Source organism: Streptomyces sp. NBC_01217 (genome assembly GCF_035994185.1).
Lineage (GTDB): Bacteria > Actinomycetota > Actinomycetes > Streptomycetales > Streptomycetaceae > Streptomyces.
Map to the genome: position 1 here is coordinate 393,163 of NZ_CP108538.1, position 15,654 is coordinate 408,816.

The following is a 15,654-nucleotide window of genomic DNA, read 5'->3' on the forward strand; positions in this document are numbered from 1 at the left end:
GCACCATGGCGACCTGGCACAACCTCGCCATCGGCGCCCTCGCCTCGCCGGGAAGAGCAGCATCACCGCCGGCCTCCGGCACAACGCCCGCAACGCCCGCCGACCGCTCGCCCTCCTCGGACTCACATGACCATGACACGGACGTCACGCGACTACGCCCAAGCCCTGGGCAGGTCACAAGCTCAGTACAATCGCGGAACCGATGCCGCCCAAGCCCAGGGCAGTACCGGCCTCGCGCCAGCCGCCCTTTCCCCAACGGAAGTAGCGGTCCAAGGCGATTCTGACGGGGCCGATGGCGGCGAGAGCCAGGGCAACGACCGCAATGCTCATGGTGTATTCGAGACCGCCTTCGGCGACCCATAGTCCGTGCTGTGCGTGGATATTCACCATGGCATTGATCATCACACCTACGATGATTGCCGACGCCAGAGGCGTGAGCACTCCCAATATCAGGCCGAGGCCGCCGCCGATTTCCGAGATGCCGGCCAGTACGGCGAAGAGCGTACCGGGTCGATATCCCAGTGAGGCGAAGCTCCGAGCGGTTTCGGTGAGGCCGTCGCCGCCGTCGCCGCCGTAGAAGCCGAAGAGCTTCTGGCTGCCGTGTCCGATCATCAGCAGGCCGAAGGTGATCCGGAGCAGCAGTAGGCCGTAGTCGCCGGCAGTCGCTGCAGGTTGCTGATCGATATCAGTCCGGGATACACGAATTGCCCTCAGCTGTTCGGAGATGCTCTTCATAGGAATCTCTTCCGCCGATGAGGTCCCCTGTACGGTGAACATCGCCCATGAACCCGGCGAACCGGTTCGAAGGCAGCCACCTACATCCTGACGCATCCCCGCACAGCAGGCCGCAGTGTTCTCTCCGTTCAATCATGGCTCCAGGCGTCCGCTGACGCGTCCGGAGCGGTTGCGGCCTACGTGTGACAATCACAGCGAGGGCCTTCACCCCGGATCCTGGAAACTTGAGACGTGAATCTTGAGGTCTGAGAACGGAAATCTCGTGGTCATGAAGCACTGTCCGCGGGAGTTCGAATCGGACGCGGTCGCGGTGCACCAGTCGCGCCCCGGAGCGACGATCAAGCAGGTCGCCGCAGATCCGGGAACACACCGACGGCGAACGGGTCAACCACGAGAAGACCGCCCGCATCATGCGCCAGACCCGCCTGGCCGGTCTGCGGTCATGCCGCAAACACCGCACCACCGTCACGGACCCGGCCGCGGCAAAGGCCCCTGACCTCGTCAGGCACGACTTCACCGCGCACGCCGTGAACACCGAGTACGCCGGCGACACTGCCTACTTGAGCATCGGCGGCGGCAAGATCTGCTACCTGGCTGGCTGGACGATCGCCGATCACAGGCGTGCCCAGCCCGTCATCGAGGCCCCAGCCCCAGCCGAGCGGACCCCCGGCAGCCTCGCCGGGGCCGACATCCACACCGATCACGGAACCCAATAGCTCCGCCGCGCTCGCCGCCGCCTGCCAAGGAGCCGGCATCCGGGAGTCCATGAGCGCAGTGGGCAGCAGTGCGGACAACGCGCTCGCGAAGCCGTTCAACGCAACGTTCAAACGCGAAACGCCGCAAGACGTCAAGAACTGGACCGGCGAGCGCGAGGCCCGCCCGGCTGCGTTCCGGTGCCCGCACGGCTGCAAAACCCAGCGCCGTCGCTCCCGTCTCGGCTACCGCAGCTCCGCCGAATACGAGACCCCGCTCGCAGGTTGACCACCACACCAATGGTGTCCGTCAGAGCGGAACAAGCCCGGGCCGCGTCGCAAGTTGTCCCCGTCCTGGCTGCCCGGGCTCGACACGGGTCGAGAGCCCACGTCGAAGAGGTCACGCCGGTGAGCGGTAACCGTTCGCGGGGCCGGTCGTCGCGGGTACGGCGGACTATCGCGGCCCGTCGCGGAAGGCATCGCACCATGGGTGATCAACTGTGCCTTCACCTGCGCGGTATCCGTAATCCGTAACACGCACGTAGCAGTCGCCGACCCATGTCGGCTCTATGCTCGGATCATGACCAAGGCTGTCCGAGAGCGCCTGTTCATGTCGGCTGCCTGATCCGTCTCGTCCTTCCCGGTCGCATGCGGCCTGCTGCGCCGTGTCCTGCCCGCACACTCTGAAAGGCAGATTGAATGGTCTCTCGCGTCCGGATCTGGCTCAACCGCACCTACGCGGAGAACGTGTTCTTCATCGAGCAGTTGCGCGACAACCCCCACGGGCGGCAGGTCGAGATCCACGCCACGCACGGTGACCCCGATTCCCCCGTGCTGGCCGCCGCCGACACCGCGGCGCTCGAACCCGAGGGTCTGTCTCCCGCCGCGTACCTTGAGTACGCACTCGACCAGTGCGCCAGGCACGGCATCGATGTCTTCGTACCGGTGCTGCACCAGGCCGTGATCGCGGCGCACCGCGAGGAGTTCCACGCCCTGGGGACCGTACTCCTGTGCCCTCCCGCGGAGGCGGTCACCACCTTCCAGGACAAGGCGCGCGCCTACGAAACAGTCGCGAAGGCCAGCATTCCGGTACCGCCGTGGTGGCGCGTGCGCACGGAGGACGAATTCCTCATGGCCGTCGAGGCAATCGAGGCCGACGGGCACAAGGCGTGCTTCAAGCCGGCCACCGGTGCGGGAGGGGTCGGCTTCCGCATCGTCACCCGCGCCCCGTTCTCCCTGCTGCATCTGGGCGGCTTCCCCAGCTCGTACGTTCCACTGAATCTGATCCTGGACGCATTGCGCCGCACCGAGCGCACCGTCGACTGGCTGGTGATGCCGCGCCTGGACGAGCCGGAGGTCTCTGTCGACTGCCTGACCGGGCCGGACGGCAGGGTCAGGATGGCGATAGGCCGCACCAAGCAGGGCCGCCGCCGCGGCTTCACTCTCCATCCGTCGTGGATCCAGCCGGCCCGCCGGATCGTCGAGACGTTCGGCCTGCTCTGGCTCACGAATGTCCAGTTCCGCCTGTACAACGGCGCTCCGGTGCTGATGGACGTCAACACCCGTCCGGCGGGCGGACTGCACCAACTCGCCCAGTGCGGCCTCAACGTTCCGTGGGCCAGTGTGCGGCTGGCCCTCGGTGAGGAGCCCGGCGAGCTGGTAGCGGACTTCCTGGGGCCGGACTACGCGGTCATCGCGGGCCCCCACCCGGTGCTTCCGGCGGCCAAGCCCCAGCAGCGGACGCATACACCCGCGCCCGCCGCTCCCCTCGGGGCGGACGCGGCTCCTGCGACGGAGCCGGCGGAGATCGCTTCGGCCACGTCGGGGACCGCGTCTCCCATGGGCGCCTGACCCAGCCTGCGCGGCACAGACCCCGGTCCCGGTACGCGCTCCCCACCAGGCAACGGCCGTCGAGCACCGGGCACCGGGTACCGGGTGGCGTGTTGCCGACCGGGCTCACCGCGTTCGACGAACACCGCGACGTCCTCGGGCCTTTCAAGTCGACCGAGTGTGGTCTTCCGCGCACAGTCCGGGCAGTGACAGGCGTGCTTTCTCCTCTCCTCAGCACCTGGCTTCCCAGCTACGCGGGCGCGTCGATGGGCACGATGTTGATGAGCTTGTTGTTCACGAACTCATGGATTCCAGCAGTTGAGAGTTCATGACCGTAGCCGGAACGCTTCGTCCCACCGAACGGCAGATCCGCCTTCGTCCAGGTGGGATGGTTCACGAACACCATCCCGGTATCGAGGCGCTCAGCGAGCTCGGCTCCATGCTCGGTGTCCTGTGTGAACACGGATCCGCCGAGCCCGTAGTGTGAGTCGTTTGCGAGCCGTACGGCTTCGTCCTCGCCCTCTGCGCGGAAGAACAGGGCGACCGGCCCGAAGAACTCCTGGTAGTAGGCGGGGTTTTCCGGGATGAGATCGGTGAGGATCGTCGGCTGTACGAATGCCCCTGTTGTCGGTATCGGCTCACCGAGCGGGATTGATGTCGCACCGGCGTCGACGGCAGCTCCCACCTGGGCGTTCAGTTGATCCGCTGCGGCCTGCGACGACATGGGTGGAAGGGTGGTTGCCTCGTCGAACGGGTCGCCGGCCTTCAGATCGGCGAGTTCGGTCTTGAATTGTTCGAGGAACCTGTCAGCGATCTCGTCAACGGCGATGATTCGCTTGGCAGCCACGCAGCACTGGCCACCGTTGTTCATCCGGCCCCACAAGGCCCACTGCACGGTCTTGTCCAGGTCGGCGTCCGCCAGCACGATGAGGGCGTCGCTGCCTCCGAGTTCCATCGTCGACTTCTTGAGATTCTTTCCGACGCGTGCGGCCACGACCGATCCCGCTTCCTCGCTCCCGGTCAGGGCCACTCCGCGGATCCTCGGGTCGTCGATCAGCCGGCCGATCTGCTCCTTGGTGGCGTAGAGGTTGGTGTACGCGCCCTCCGGCGCCCCGGCCTCCAGGAAGAGGCGCTCGAACGCCGCTGCCGCCTGCGGCACGATCGACGCGTGCTTGACCATCACCACGTTCCCGGCCATCAGGTTCGGCGCGGCGACGCGGGCAAGCTGGTAGTACGGGAAGTTCCACGGTTGGATGGCCAGCAGGACCCCCATGGGCACACTCACCACCACGGGAGTTGGGCACACTCACCACCACGGGAGTGCCTTCGCCGGGATCGGCGGGCCTCAACTGTTGCGGAGCGAGGAACGACTCCGCGTTGTCGGCGTAGTAGTCGATGATCGACGCGGTCAGCTTCACCTCCGCGAGGCTCTCCTCGTAGAGCTTGCCCATCTCGATGGTCAGCAGCCGTGCGAACTCTTCAGGACGCTCCCTCAGAATCGTGGCCGCCCGCTTGCTCACGGTCTTCCGCTCGTCGAAGGACTTGGCGCTCCACGACTCGAACGTGTCCTGAGCCCTTGCCAGCAGTCGGGCGAGTTCCCCGTCGTTCAGGTCGGAGAACGTCGCCAGCGTGGCATTGTCGTAGGGGTTGACTGTCTGATAGGTCATCGCGGCCTCGTTTCGCGGCATGCAGGTTCAACGACGAGTGTCTTGATCGCGCTGAGCAGTGTGTCCAGGCCCTCCTTTGCGTCACTGAAGGACATGCCTGGTCCTGGAGTTCCTGCAGAGCTCGTTGTCGATGTCGGCGTGGCTGTGGCCCATCGGGCGACAGGAGATTCCCGCGCCGCGCGGTGAGTTCATCAGCGGGGCTCACTCCCGTCGCACGATGTCGTTCACGAGTACCGCCGCCCCGTCGAAACGGCCGGCTTTGAGGTCGCGGAGGGCTTGCTGTGCCTGGGACAGTGGGTAACTGTGGGTGGTCGCGCGCACCTTGTGGCGACTCGCGAGCGTCATGAAATCGCGCCCGTTGCGACGGGTGTTGGAGGTGACGCTGCGCAATTGCTTCTCGTAGAACAGCTCTCGCTCATAGTTCAGGGGTGGGGTGTCGGTCAGGTGGATACCCGCGATCGCGAGGATCCCGCCGCGGTCCAGTGCCCGCATCGCGACCGGGACCAGGTCGCCGACCGGGGCGAACAGGATCGCGCCGTCCAGCAGTTCGGGCGGCTCGTCATAGGCTCCCCGGGCGGAGGCGGCGCCGAGATCGAGGGCAAGCTGCCGGTCGGCCTCGCCCCGGGTCAGCACGTGCACGCGTGCGCCCTGCGCGAGCGCGACCTGTGCGCACAGGTGCGCGCTGCCACCGAACCCGTACAGTCCGAGCCGTCCGCCCTCGGGCAGCGATGTGCGCAGCAGGGCGCGGAAGCCGATGATGCCCGCGCACAGCAGCGGCGACAGCGCCGCGTCCTCGACGTCGCCGGGCAGCTGGTACGCGAACGCCGCGGGAACGGTGGTGTACTCCGCGTATCCCCCGTCGGCATCCCATCCGGTGTACGACGAGTTCGGGCAGAGGTTCTCATCCCCGCGTCGGCAGTACGCGCATGTGCCGTCGGTGCTGCGCAGCCAGGCCACTCCGACCCGGTCGCCGACGATGAAGTTCCGCACGTCCCCGCCCGTTGCCGCGACCACCCCGGCGACTTCGTGGCCGGGCGTGACGTGCTGCCTGTGCACAGGCAGATCGCCCTCGCTGACGTGGAGGTCGGTACGGCACACCCCACAGGTACGCACATGCACCAGCAGCTCGTCCGAGCGTGGCCGCGGGATCGGCTTTTCGACGTACCGCAGGGAACCCTGCTCGATCGGCCCCGGTTCGAGGACCTCCCATGCGTGCATCATCCCGCCCATACGACCGATCACCTCGTGCTCCGTGTCGCGGTTCGTGCATGCGCGCCCTGGGACCGAATGTCCACCACCGGCGTCGGCGCCCTCAGGCGGGCGTGTCGAAACTCCCGGGGCTGTCCTCGGTGGCCCGCCAGGCAGGAGTCCGCTGTGGACTCGCCTCGGCCAGTGCCTCGCGTACGCCTGCCGCATCCTTGTCCGTGGTGTAGACCGGCGTTCCGGGTTGTTGGCGCCAGGACTCGTCGAGCCCGCCGGCGTCGACCGGATCAAAGCCCAGCGCGTCCACGAGGTGCATCACGATGGCCTTGCCCGACTCGTCGTCGCCGGCCACCGGCAGCGCGATCCGCCCAGGGGCGTCGGCGGGGCGGCCGTCGTCGCCGAGGTGCTGCGCGTAGATGTTGTTGAACGCCTTGATCACGGGGTGATGGAGCTGTGCCTCGGTCCAGCGGCTCTCCGGCAGCCCCGCCTCGATCTCGTCGATACGGCCGTCCCGTTGCTGGGGGTAGTAGTTGCAGGTGTCGACGACGACCACGTCGTCGGCGGCCTCGTCCAGCACCCCCGCGGGAAGGTCAGGCACACTCGCCTCGGGGATCGTCACTACGACCAAGTCCGCACCGCGGGCCACTTCGCCTAGGGGCACCGCGTGCGCGCCGGTCTCCGCGGCGAGGCCGGCAAGGGTCTGTGGACCTCGCGAGTTCGCCACGGCCACGCTGTGCCCGAGTTCGGAGAACCGTCGGGTGAGGTTGCCGCCGATGTTTCCGGCGCCGATGATGCCGATATTCACGATGACTCCCGAGTGGCAGAGAGACGAAGGGGACAGAGAAACGCGGCGCAAAGGCGCACTCCCGTTCTTCTACTACCACCCTGCGAGCGCTGTACGTCCCGCGCAAACGCACGCCACCACGGGCAGATCCGTACCGCAGCGCTGGGCACGGGCCATCACGTCAGCGGTGTCGCAATTCCACCAGTGATTGCGGTGTGCAGTTGGGCAGTTCGTTCATACGCGTGCCGCAAAGGCCGCCCGGCCGAACAGTGGACCTTCGTGCTAACCGATCCACAGGGCGATGGTGCCGTCCTTCGCCGTCTTGACGACCCGGTGCACGTGCTCAGGCGACGGGACGCAAGGGCTCGGCCACCAGAGAGGCGTCGCCGCCGCGGACCCGGTCCCGGACGCTGTCGTTGACGCCGTGGGGGACGCCGAGCGCCACCAAGCTGACCTTGCTCAGGCGCGCGTACTGTTCGGGAGTGAGCTGGACGTCGAGGGCGCCGAGGTAGCTGTCCAGCTGGCCGAGGTTCCGCGGGCCGATGATCGGGATGAACGACGTCGCCGCCCGCGCGGCCCGTTCACGGACCCACGCCACCGACACCTGCGCCGCAGTCGCTCCGGTCTCCTGCGCGACGGCCAGGACGGTGTCGAGAACCGCCGTCTTCCGGTCATCGTCCTCGGTGTGCACGAGCGTCTTCAGATCACTGAGCCGGCCCGCGGCACTGCCCCGGTACTTCCCGGTCAGCAGACCACCCCCGAGCGGCGACCACAGCGCGGCGCCCAGCCCGAGACTCTCCGCCATCGGCAGCAGCTCACGGTCGGCAGTGCGCTCCACCAGGCTGTACTCGACCTGGATCCCGGCGACCGGCGCCCAGCTCTTCAGATCCGCCAGAGCGGCGGCGCGCGAGACACGCCACGCGGGAAAGTTGGACAGCGCGGCATGGAGGATCTTGCCCGAGCCCACCAGATCGTCGATGCCCCGCAGAATCTCCTCCATCGGCGTCAGGCCGTCGGGGAAGTGAACCCAGTACAGGTCGATGTAGTCGGTACCCAGACGCTTCAGGCTCGCCTCCACCGAATGAATCATGTTCTTCCGGCTGTTACCGGTCCTGGAAACGTCCGGCTGCGCCGTGGCCCCATTGGTGAACTTGCTCGCCACGACGAAATGGTCGCGATCGGCCGCGATGAACTTCGCGAGGATCTCCTCCGACTCCCCGAACTGGTAATTGTCCGCAGTGTCGATGAAAGTGCCACCGGCCTCGGCGAACCTGTCGAACATCCGACGGGACTCATCCACGTCGGCACCCGCGCCCCAACCCGTGCCGAAATTGCCCGTGCCGAGCGCGTACTCGAAAACACGGAGCCCGGTCCGCCGTCCGAAAGTCGTGTAACGCATCAGGTCTCCTCAAGGTTTGCGCGACGAAGAAGGGTGCGTCGTCATTGATTGGATTTCGTGGTTCTCAGCGGCATGAACACTCATCGCGGCTCAGGGTGAGAACGGTGTGTTCCTGCGTACTCGCGGGCGTGAACCCGCACCTCGGCAGCTGAGCTAGGTCCTGTACGGAGTTCAGATCATGCTCGTCGGGTGATGCTGCGTAGCCACAGCATCGTGCCGCACAGGTGGAGTCCGGCCAGGTAGCTCTCGGGAGTCTTGTCGTAGCGGGTGGCGATCCCGCGCCAGTTGCGCAGCCGGTTGATGCACCGCTCGACCGTGTTGCGGTCCTTGTACAGCTCGGCGTCGTGACTGACGGGGCGGCCTCCGCGCGAGCCCTTTTTTGCGGTTGGCCGTCTGGTCCGCCTTCTCCGGGATCACCGCCCGGATTTGGCGTTTGCGCAGGTAGGCGCGGTTGCGGCGGGAGGAGTACGCCTTGTCGCCGGCGACCGCGTCCGGGCGGGTGCGGGGCCGGCCCCTCCTGCCACGGACCTTGATCTTGTCCACGACCCGCGCGAACTGCGGGCTGTCACCGGCCTGGCCGGGGGTGAGGACGAACGACAGTGGACGGCAGCGCCGTTCGGCTGACAAGTGCACCTTGCTGGTCAGCCCGCCCCGGGAACGACCGAGCTCAGCAGCCTTCAAACGGGCCCGGCGGCGTCGCCGCAACCGCTGCCGCTCGGCTCGTTCCGGGTCCCCGTCCTGATCGTATTGCGGCTCCCGTCCCTTCTTCCCGCCCCCTTTTCGGACTCTGCGGCCTCCACCAGCGCTTCCAACTGCTCTTCGTCCAGAACCATCCCGGCGGCGTGGTGGTGAGCGCGGGAGGTAGCAGAGTCCACGCTGACCAGCGACAGGTCTGCCTCACCGCGTTCTGCGGCATAACCGATGACCGTCTCCATCAGGTGCTGGAAGACGCCCTCGCGCGTCCAGATACGGAAGCGGTCGTAGACGCTCGACCACGGACCGTACTCGGCAGGCACGTCTCGCCAGGGGCTGCCGGTGCGGAACCGCCACATCGTCGCGTTGAAGTGTTTTCGCAGGTCAGGTATGGGTCCGGATACTCCCAGCGGGAGGTGGGGCTCAATCAGGGACCACTGCTCATCGGTCACATCGCCACGTGCCATACCTGATGGCCTATCAAGCGCACACGGTTCCGCGCTGCGGATTGCCCGAACCGTGATCTGAACTCCGTACAGGACCTAGCGGACCGTGGCGGTCGCAGGGCGCCGACGGGGGGTGATGCCCAGCGCGGCGAGGGCGCTCAGCGCCACGACACCGGCCGAGATCCACCAGGCGAGGGAAAAGGTGTGTGACGGCCCCCCGGATCCGCCGGCCGCCAGGATGACGACCAGAGCGCTGACACCCAGTACGGTGCCGACCTGACCGGCCATGGAGACAACCGCGCTGCCGGTGGCGGCCCGGTCCCGAGGGAGACCGGCGGTGGCGGAGGAGATCATCGTCGGGAGCGCGAGTCCCACACCGACGCCGGCGATCAGCCAGCCGGGCAGGATGTCGGCGGCGTAATTCAGGGAGCCACCCGCGTTGAGGGCGATCCAGGCGGTGCCGAGGGCGACGAGGGCCGAGCCGATCGCGGCGACGACGCCGACCGGCACGCGCCGGGCGAGGCGCCGGCCGAGCGCGGCAGCGACGAACACCATGGCCGGACCGGGCGCGACACCGAGGCCGGTCTCGATGGCCGACCAGTGCCACACCTGCTGGAGCCACAGTGTCAGGCCGAGCAACTGGACCGCGAAGGCGGCGTAGAAAAGCAGGGTGGCGATGTTGGCCCAGGCGAACACGCGGTCGCGGAGCAGACCGAGGTCGACGACGGGCACCGGGTGGCGTGCCGAGCGCAGCAGGCACAGTGCGAGCGCCGCCGCGGCGACCGCGAAGCCACCTACGGTGGGCGCGGCTCCCCAGCCCCACTCCGGGCCCTGGACCAGGCCCAGCGCCAGTGACCCGATGGCGACCACAAGCAGGGCTCCGCCGAACAGGTCGGGCAGGCGCGTGTCGGTGCCCTGGCGTCCGCCCGGCAGCAGCCGTGCGGCCATGAACAGGGCCGCGATGCCGATCGGGAGGTTGAGCAGGAAGATCCACTGCCAGGCCGCCTCGACGAGCAGGCCGCCGACCACAGGCCCGGCCGCTGCGGCCAGGGAGCCGCTGGCCGCCCAGATCTGGACGTACCGGGTGGCCTTCGCGGGTGGCGCCGTGGTCAGCACGAGCCCGAGGCTGGCGGGGGTGAGAACGGCAGCGCCGGCCGCCTGCAGGAAGCGGAACGCGACCAGGACCCAGAGGCCGCCGCTGAGTGCGGCCCCCAGGCTGGCGACGGTGAAAATCCCGAGCCCCAGCAGAAAGCCGGCCTTGCGCCCATAGCGGTCGGCCAGCCGGCCCGCCGGGACGAGCAGCGCGGCGTACACGATCGCGTACCCGTTGAGGATCCAGCTCAGCTTGGACAGCGAGGTCTCACCCACTCCTTGCCCGATGGGAGTCAGGGCGACGTTGACGACGAAGGCGTCCAGGGCGGAGAGGAACACCGACGTGGCCAGCACGGCGAGCAACGAGGCCCGGATGCGGCGTCCGGCGCACGCTACGGCGGGCCTCGGGAGCGAATGGCCGCGCCAGGACAGTGCCGTCGCCGGCGGAGTCCGCAGGGGATGGGGGCATGGCGTCTTCTCCAGAAGGGGGTGTGGGGTGCACCGGACCGAGCAGGGGTGCAATCCGGCAGTGCGGCGCGAGGCCGGTCCCGTCACAAGGGACACGGCCCACGACGACGACGGCGTACGGGACGTGCCGGGGAGCCCTCACACACCCCATAACCAAACCGATCGGTTTCCTTATGTGCTCCACCGTAGCAGGCGGCACTCGTCTAAGTAAAACGATCGGTACCGTCAGGAGAAGGGCGGCCGAGCCGCACATACTCGCGCCCGGCAGACGGAGCCAGCCGGTGAGCGGCGGCGCGACGCGGCCGCCACCCTCACAGGCACTGGCGGCGGCCGAACGGAAGGCGGCGGAGACAGGGAGGGCGTCAGCAACGGTGTACGACACCGAACTGCCGGACGGTCAGGGGTGTGCAGCCCGAATCTCACCACTACGCACAGGCGGCGCACTCGCCGTCGCCGGGGAGCCGGGCGGGCTGAGCGCCGCGCTCCCTCGAAGGGCGACCCCCGCACGCCCGGCCACAAGGCAGGTCCGCGCGGCAGCCCGGGCCGCTCTCGCAAGGAAGGTATCGGTGGACCGCCGCCGCTGCGTGAACGAGCGGACGGCATCCGGGAGTTGCTCACCCAACTGGCACCGCCGACCGAGCCCGGGCAGTCGCCGTTGAGCCGGGGTGCTCGAACAACGCCCCCGGCCCGGCAATGTCACCGAGCTCGCCCATCTCCCGACGCCGTACGGGAGCCATTTGCCGCTCGGGGTCATCAACTGCACGACGGCGGCTCTTCATTACTTCCCGAATCACCCCTCGATCCGGAGATTGTATTCAGTATACTTACAACCGGCCGTACACCCATATCGCGCCACCGGAGGAGCCATGACAGTCCCGCACCCCGAGCTGCTCGCGCACATGACCATCCACGCGCCCGACGGCATCGTCATCGTCGACAGCGAGGGACTCATCCTGTTCTGGAACAGCGGCTCCGAGCGGATCTTCGGGTGGAAGGAGAGCGAGGTGCTCGGACAGAGTCTCGACCTGATCATCCCCGAGCGGCACCGGCGCCCGCACTGGGACGGCTTCCACGCGGCACTGGCCAAGGGCAGCACCCGCTACGGGGCGAGCGACCTGCTGACCGTGCCCGCGCTCAAGTCCGACGGGTCGAGCCTGTCCATCGAGTTCAGCGTGTGCCTCCTGCCGGATCCGCAGGGCGGCGCCGTCCATGTCGGCGCGGTCATCCGTGATGTCACCGCGCGCCGCGCCCAGGAGAAGGAGTTGCGCCGCCGCCTCGCCGACGCGAACGCCCGCGCCACAACCGTGTGAAACGCGGGGCATCGCGAGGAGGGCAGGGAACCCGGGGTTCCCTGCCCTCCTCGCCGTTCCGGATCCGCACACGCGGATGCCCCGCACGCTGATCGCGCGCGGGACACCTACCTCTGTCCCCTGTCACCGGGCGGACACGGCGTCAGGCGACGACGGAACCCTCGTGCAGCTTACGGATGGCGTCCGCGTCGTAGCCCAGGTCCGCAAGGACCTCATCGGTGTGCTCACCGAGCAGCGGCGCACCCTTGATGTCCGGCTTGAACCCGGAGAACTTCACCGGGCTGCCCACCGTCAGGTACGTGCCGCGCTCCTTCTGCTCCACCTCGACGATGGTGCCGCTCTTGCGCATGTCGGGGTCCTCGGCGAGCTCCTTCATCGACAGGACCGGGGCGCACGGCACCTCCCACTTGCGCAGGATGTCGACGGCCTCGTACTTCGTCTTGTCGGCGAGCCACTTCTCGATCTCGGCGAAGATCTCCATGATGTGCGGCTGGCGCGCCCGGGCGGTGCTGTACTCCGGGTCCTCCTTCCACTCCGCGTGACCGATGGCCTCACAGGTACGGGCCCAGTTCTGCTCCTGGACCGTGAAGTAGATGTACGCGTTGGGGTCGGTCTCCCAGCCCTTGCACTTGAGGATCCAGCCGGGCTGGCCGCCGCCGCCCGCGTTGCCGCCGCGCGGCACGGCCTCACCGAACTCGCCGTGCGGGTACTGCGGGTACTCCTCCAGGTAGCCGAGCTTCTCCAGGCGCTGCTGGTCGCGGAGCTTGACACGGGTAAGGTTGAGGACGGCGTCCTGCATGGAGACCGAGACCTTCTGGCCGAGCCCCGTCTGCTCGCGCTGGATGATCGCCGTGAGCAGGCCGATCATGAGGTGCATGCCGGAGTTGGAGTCACCCAGCGCGGCGCCGGAGATGGTGGGCGGACCGTCCCAGAATCCGGTGGTGGAGGCGGCGCCGCCGGCGGCCTGGGCAACGTTCTCGTAGACTTTGAGGTCGTTCCACTTCGAGTCGTCGTTGAAGCCCTTGACCGAGCCGAGGATGAGGCGCGGGTTCAGCTCGTGGATGTAGTCCCAGCTCAGACCCATGCGGTCCATGGCGCCGGGCGCGAAGTTCTCGACCAGCATGTCCGACTCGCGGATCAGCTTCTCCATGACCTCCTTGCCCTCGGGCGTCTTGGTGTTGATCGCCAGCGAGCGCTTGTTGGAGTTGAGCATGGTGAAGTAGAGGGCGTCGAGGTCCGGGATGTCCCTGAGCTGCTGGCGGGTCACGTCGCCGCCGTTGATGCGCTCGACCTTGATGACGTCGGCGCCGAACCAGGCGAGCATCTGCGTACAGGCGGGACCGGCCTGGACCCCGGTGAAGTCGATCACCTTGAGGCCTGCGAGCGGCTGTTCACTCATGTCTGAGTCCTTCTCGTGATGGGTTGCGCGGCGAACGGCGGTCGTACTTCCGGATGTTGAGAGGTAGCTTGCCAGGTGTGGTGGGCGGGTCACTTCTTCGACGGCACGATGTTGCCGACGGTGATGCCCTTGGGGTTGAGGTGCGAGATGTGACCGCTCTCCGTGCCCGCGCCCGGGTCGATGGCGCAGTCGATCAGGGCGGGGCCGCCCGCGGCGAGCGACGCGGTGAGGGCCGCGGTGACCTCGGCGGGCGTGGTGGCGCGGTAGCCCTTGCCGCCGAACGCCTCGATCATGAGGTCGTGCCGGGCGGACAGCATCAGGGTGGTGGGCGACGGGGCGTCGTCGAGGGGGTTGACGTCGTTCCCGCGGTACACACCGCCGTTGTTCATGATCACGGTGGTGACGGGGAGCCGGTACCGGCAGATCGTCTCCAGCTCCATGCCGCTGAACCCGAAGGCGCTGTCGCCCTCGACGGCGATCACCGGCTGGCCGGTCTCCACGGCGGCGGCGATCGCGTAGCCCATGCCGATCCCCATCACACCCCAGGTGCCGACGTCCAGGCGGTGGCGGGGAACGTGCATGTCGATGACGTTGCGCGCCATGTCGAGGGCGTTGGCACCCTCGTTGACGAGGTAGGCGTGCTGGTTGTCGTGCAGCACGTCGCGCACGGCGCGCAGCGCGCCCATGAACTGCATCGGGTGCGGGTCTGCCGCCAGACGCCCGGCCATCTTCTCGACGTTCTGCGCGGAGCGCGCCGCAAGCTCCTCGCGCCAGGCGGTGGGTGCGGAGATCTGACCCGGCTTGGCGCGCTCGGCCAGCACCTCGAGCACGGATGCGACGTCACCGACGAGCGGCGCCGCGATCGGCTGGTTGCTGTCCAGCTCCCTGGGTTCGATGTCGACCTGGATGAACTTCGCGTCGGGGTTCCACTGCGGCGCTTCCCCGTGCCCCAGCAGCCAGTTGAGGCGGGCTCCGACGAGCATCACGACGTCGGCCTTGCGCAGCGCGAGGGAGCGGGCGGTCGCCACCGACTGCGGGTGGTCGTCGGGCAGCAGGCCCTTGGCCATCGACATCGGTACGTACGGGATGCCGGTCGACTCGACGAACTCCCGGATCCTGTCGTCGGCCTGGGCGTAGGCGGCGCCCTTGCCGAGTACCACCAACGGCCGCTCGGCGCCGGCGAGGAGTTCGATGGCGCGGTCCACCGCCTCGGGCGCGGGCAGCTGGCGCGGGGCCGGGTCGACCAGCCGACTGAGGGTCTTGGCGCCCTCCGCCTTGTCCATGATGGAGCCGAGCACGGCGGCCGGGATGTCGAGGTAGACGCCCCCCGGCCGGCCTGAGACGGCGGTGCGCAGCGCACGGGCGATCCCCCGGCCGATGTCCTCGACCCGGCTGATGCGGTACGCGGCCTTGCAGAACGGCTGCGCGGCGGCGAGCTGGTCCATCTCCTCGTAGTCGCCCTGCTTGAGGTCGACGAGGTGGCGCTCGCTGGACCCCGAGATCTGCACCATCGGGAAGCAGTTGGTGGTGGCGTTGGCCAGGCCGACGAGTCCGTTGAGGAACCCCGGCGCGGACACTGTGAGAGCGATGCCCGGCCTCTTGGTGAGGTAGCCGGCCGCGGCCGCGGCGTGGGCCGCGTTGCTCTCGTGGCGAAAGCCGATGTAGCGGATGCCCTCGGCCTGGGCTAGCCGGGCCAGATCGGTGATCGGGATGCCGACCACGCCGTAGATGGTCTCGACGTCGTTCAGCTTCAGAGCGTCGACGACCAGGTGGTACCCGTCGGTGAGCTCGGCCGGTGCGTCGGCGTTCGCCGCTGTCTCCTGTGGTGAGGGGGCGGTCATGGTCCGAGATCCTCCTTGGGCAAGTGATGCTGTGCGGCTGGTGGATCCACCTTCCGCACCGGACCCTCGTCCCGTCCAAGACCTGACAGCGACCA

The 15,654-nt window shown here is 68.1% G+C and carries 12 protein-coding genes and 2 pseudogenes; 4 read left to right on the plus strand and 10 right to left on the minus strand.

The genetic code is table 11. The features are described 5' to 3' along the window. Positions 1–174 precede the first annotated feature (174 nt). Positions 175–735 (minus strand): DoxX family protein, encoded by a 561-nt coding sequence (locus OG507_RS01535; RefSeq protein ID WP_327365273.1) that lies wholly within the window; start codon positions 733–735, stop codon positions 175–177. A gap of 410 nt (positions 736–1,145) precedes the next feature. Here OG507_RS01535 and OG507_RS01540 point away from each other — a divergent pair, with 410 nt between their 5' ends. The 3 genes from OG507_RS01540 to OG507_RS01550 all read left to right on the plus strand — a co-directional run bounded on the left by OG507_RS01540 (position 1,146) and on the right by OG507_RS01550 (position 3,278). Further along, the gene (locus tag OG507_RS01540; protein ID WP_327365274.1) at positions 1,146–1,451 is read left to right on the plus strand and encodes a hypothetical protein; all 306 of its coding nucleotides are present in this window, start codon (positions 1,146–1,148) and stop codon (positions 1,449–1,451) included. Positions 1,452–1,500: 49 nt separating this feature from the next. After that, a complete protein-coding gene (locus OG507_RS01545) occupies positions 1,501–1,716 on the plus strand; it encodes a hypothetical protein (protein ID WP_327365275.1) in 216 nt (71 codons plus the stop codon). Positions 1,717–2,126: 410 nt separating this feature from the next. Then, complete coding sequence (locus OG507_RS01550; RefSeq protein ID WP_327365276.1) at positions 2,127–3,278, plus strand: ATP-grasp domain-containing protein; 1,152 nt, start codon at positions 2,127–2,129, stop codon at positions 3,276–3,278. Between the two features lie 229 nt (positions 3,279–3,507). Here the strand turns inward: OG507_RS01550 and OG507_RS01555 are convergent, their stop codons facing one another. The 7 genes and pseudogenes from OG507_RS01555 to OG507_RS01585 all read right to left on the minus strand — a co-directional run bounded on the left by OG507_RS01555 (position 3,508) and on the right by OG507_RS01585 (position 10,895). Next, a complete protein-coding gene (locus OG507_RS01555; RefSeq protein WP_327365277.1) occupies positions 3,508–4,530 on the minus strand; it encodes an aldehyde dehydrogenase family protein in 1,023 nt (340 codons plus the stop codon). Between the two features lie 118 nt (positions 4,531–4,648). Next, positions 4,649–4,945: pseudogene (locus OG507_RS01560) on the minus strand (aldehyde dehydrogenase family protein); the annotation flags it as partial. A 180-nt stretch (positions 4,946–5,125) separates the two neighbouring features. Then, the gene (locus OG507_RS01565; RefSeq protein WP_327371831.1) at positions 5,126–6,142 is read right to left on the minus strand and encodes a zinc-binding alcohol dehydrogenase family protein; all 1,017 of its coding nucleotides are present in this window, start codon (positions 6,140–6,142) and stop codon (positions 5,126–5,128) included. A 94-nt stretch (positions 6,143–6,236) separates the two neighbouring features. Continuing rightward, entirely contained in the window at positions 6,237–6,932 is a 696-nt protein-coding gene (locus OG507_RS01570) for an NADPH-dependent F420 reductase (protein WP_327365278.1), read from the minus strand. A 322-nt stretch (positions 6,933–7,254) separates the two neighbouring features. Next, positions 7,255–8,310, minus strand: a complete 1,056-nt coding sequence (locus tag OG507_RS01575) for an aldo/keto reductase (protein ID WP_327365279.1) — start codon at positions 8,308–8,310, stop codon at positions 7,255–7,257. 176 nt (positions 8,311–8,486) lie between these two features. After that, a pseudogene (locus OG507_RS01580) lies at positions 8,487–9,470 on the minus strand (IS5 family transposase). Between the two features lie 75 nt (positions 9,471–9,545). Further along, positions 9,546–10,895 carry an MFS transporter gene (locus OG507_RS01585; protein ID WP_327365280.1) on the minus strand — a complete coding sequence of 450 codons (1,350 nt, stop codon included), beginning with the start codon at positions 10,893–10,895 and terminating at the stop codon, positions 9,546–9,548. A gap of 980 nt (positions 10,896–11,875) precedes the next feature. Between OG507_RS01585 and OG507_RS01590 the strand changes: the two genes are divergently transcribed. After that, positions 11,876–12,319 (plus strand): PAS domain-containing protein, encoded by a 444-nt coding sequence (locus tag OG507_RS01590; protein ID WP_327365281.1) that lies wholly within the window; start codon positions 11,876–11,878, stop codon positions 12,317–12,319. 142 nt (positions 12,320–12,461) lie between these two features. Here the strand turns inward: OG507_RS01590 and frc are convergent, their stop codons facing one another. Together frc and oxc are read right to left on the minus strand one after the other, a co-directional pair. Next, positions 12,462–13,718, minus strand: coding sequence for a formyl-CoA transferase (frc, locus tag OG507_RS01595; protein WP_327365282.1), 1,257 nt, complete (start codon positions 13,716–13,718; stop codon positions 12,462–12,464). Between the two features lie 89 nt (positions 13,719–13,807). After that, on the minus strand, positions 13,808–15,559 hold the full coding sequence (gene oxc, locus OG507_RS01600; protein ID WP_327365283.1) for an oxalyl-CoA decarboxylase: 1,752 nt from the start codon (positions 15,557–15,559) through the stop codon (positions 13,808–13,810). Positions 15,560–15,654: the final 95 nt, after the last annotated feature.

What these genes read in the sequence shown, in the direction of transcription:
- OG507_RS01590 (WP_327365281.1), top strand. Translation starts at nt 11,876, where the DNA reads ATGACAGTCCCGCACCCCGAGCTGCTCGCGCACATGACCATCCACGCG.
- OG507_RS01575 (WP_327365279.1), bottom strand. Translation starts at nt 8,310, where the DNA reads ATGCGTTACACGACTTTCGGACGGCGGACCGGGCTCCGTGTTTTCGAG.
- OG507_RS01555 (WP_327365277.1), bottom strand. Translation starts at nt 4,530, where the DNA reads ATGGGGGTCCTGCTGGCCATCCAACCGTGGAACTTCCCGTACTACCAG.
- oxc (WP_327365283.1), bottom strand. Translation starts at nt 15,559, where the DNA reads ATGACCGCCCCCTCACCACAGGAGACAGCGGCGAACGCCGACGCACCG.
- OG507_RS01535 (WP_327365273.1), bottom strand. Translation starts at nt 735, where the DNA reads ATGAAGAGCATCTCCGAACAGCTGAGGGCAATTCGTGTATCCCGGACT.
- OG507_RS01540 (WP_327365274.1), top strand. Translation starts at nt 1,146, where the DNA reads ATGCGCCAGACCCGCCTGGCCGGTCTGCGGTCATGCCGCAAACACCGC.
- frc (WP_327365282.1), bottom strand. Translation starts at nt 13,718, where the DNA reads ATGAGTGAACAGCCGCTCGCAGGCCTCAAGGTGATCGACTTCACCGGG.
- OG507_RS01545 (WP_327365275.1), top strand. Translation starts at nt 1,501, where the DNA reads ATGAGCGCAGTGGGCAGCAGTGCGGACAACGCGCTCGCGAAGCCGTTC.
- OG507_RS01550 (WP_327365276.1), top strand. Translation starts at nt 2,127, where the DNA reads ATGGTCTCTCGCGTCCGGATCTGGCTCAACCGCACCTACGCGGAGAAC.
- OG507_RS01565 (WP_327371831.1), bottom strand. Translation starts at nt 6,142, where the DNA reads ATGCACGCATGGGAGGTCCTCGAACCGGGGCCGATCGAGCAGGGTTCC.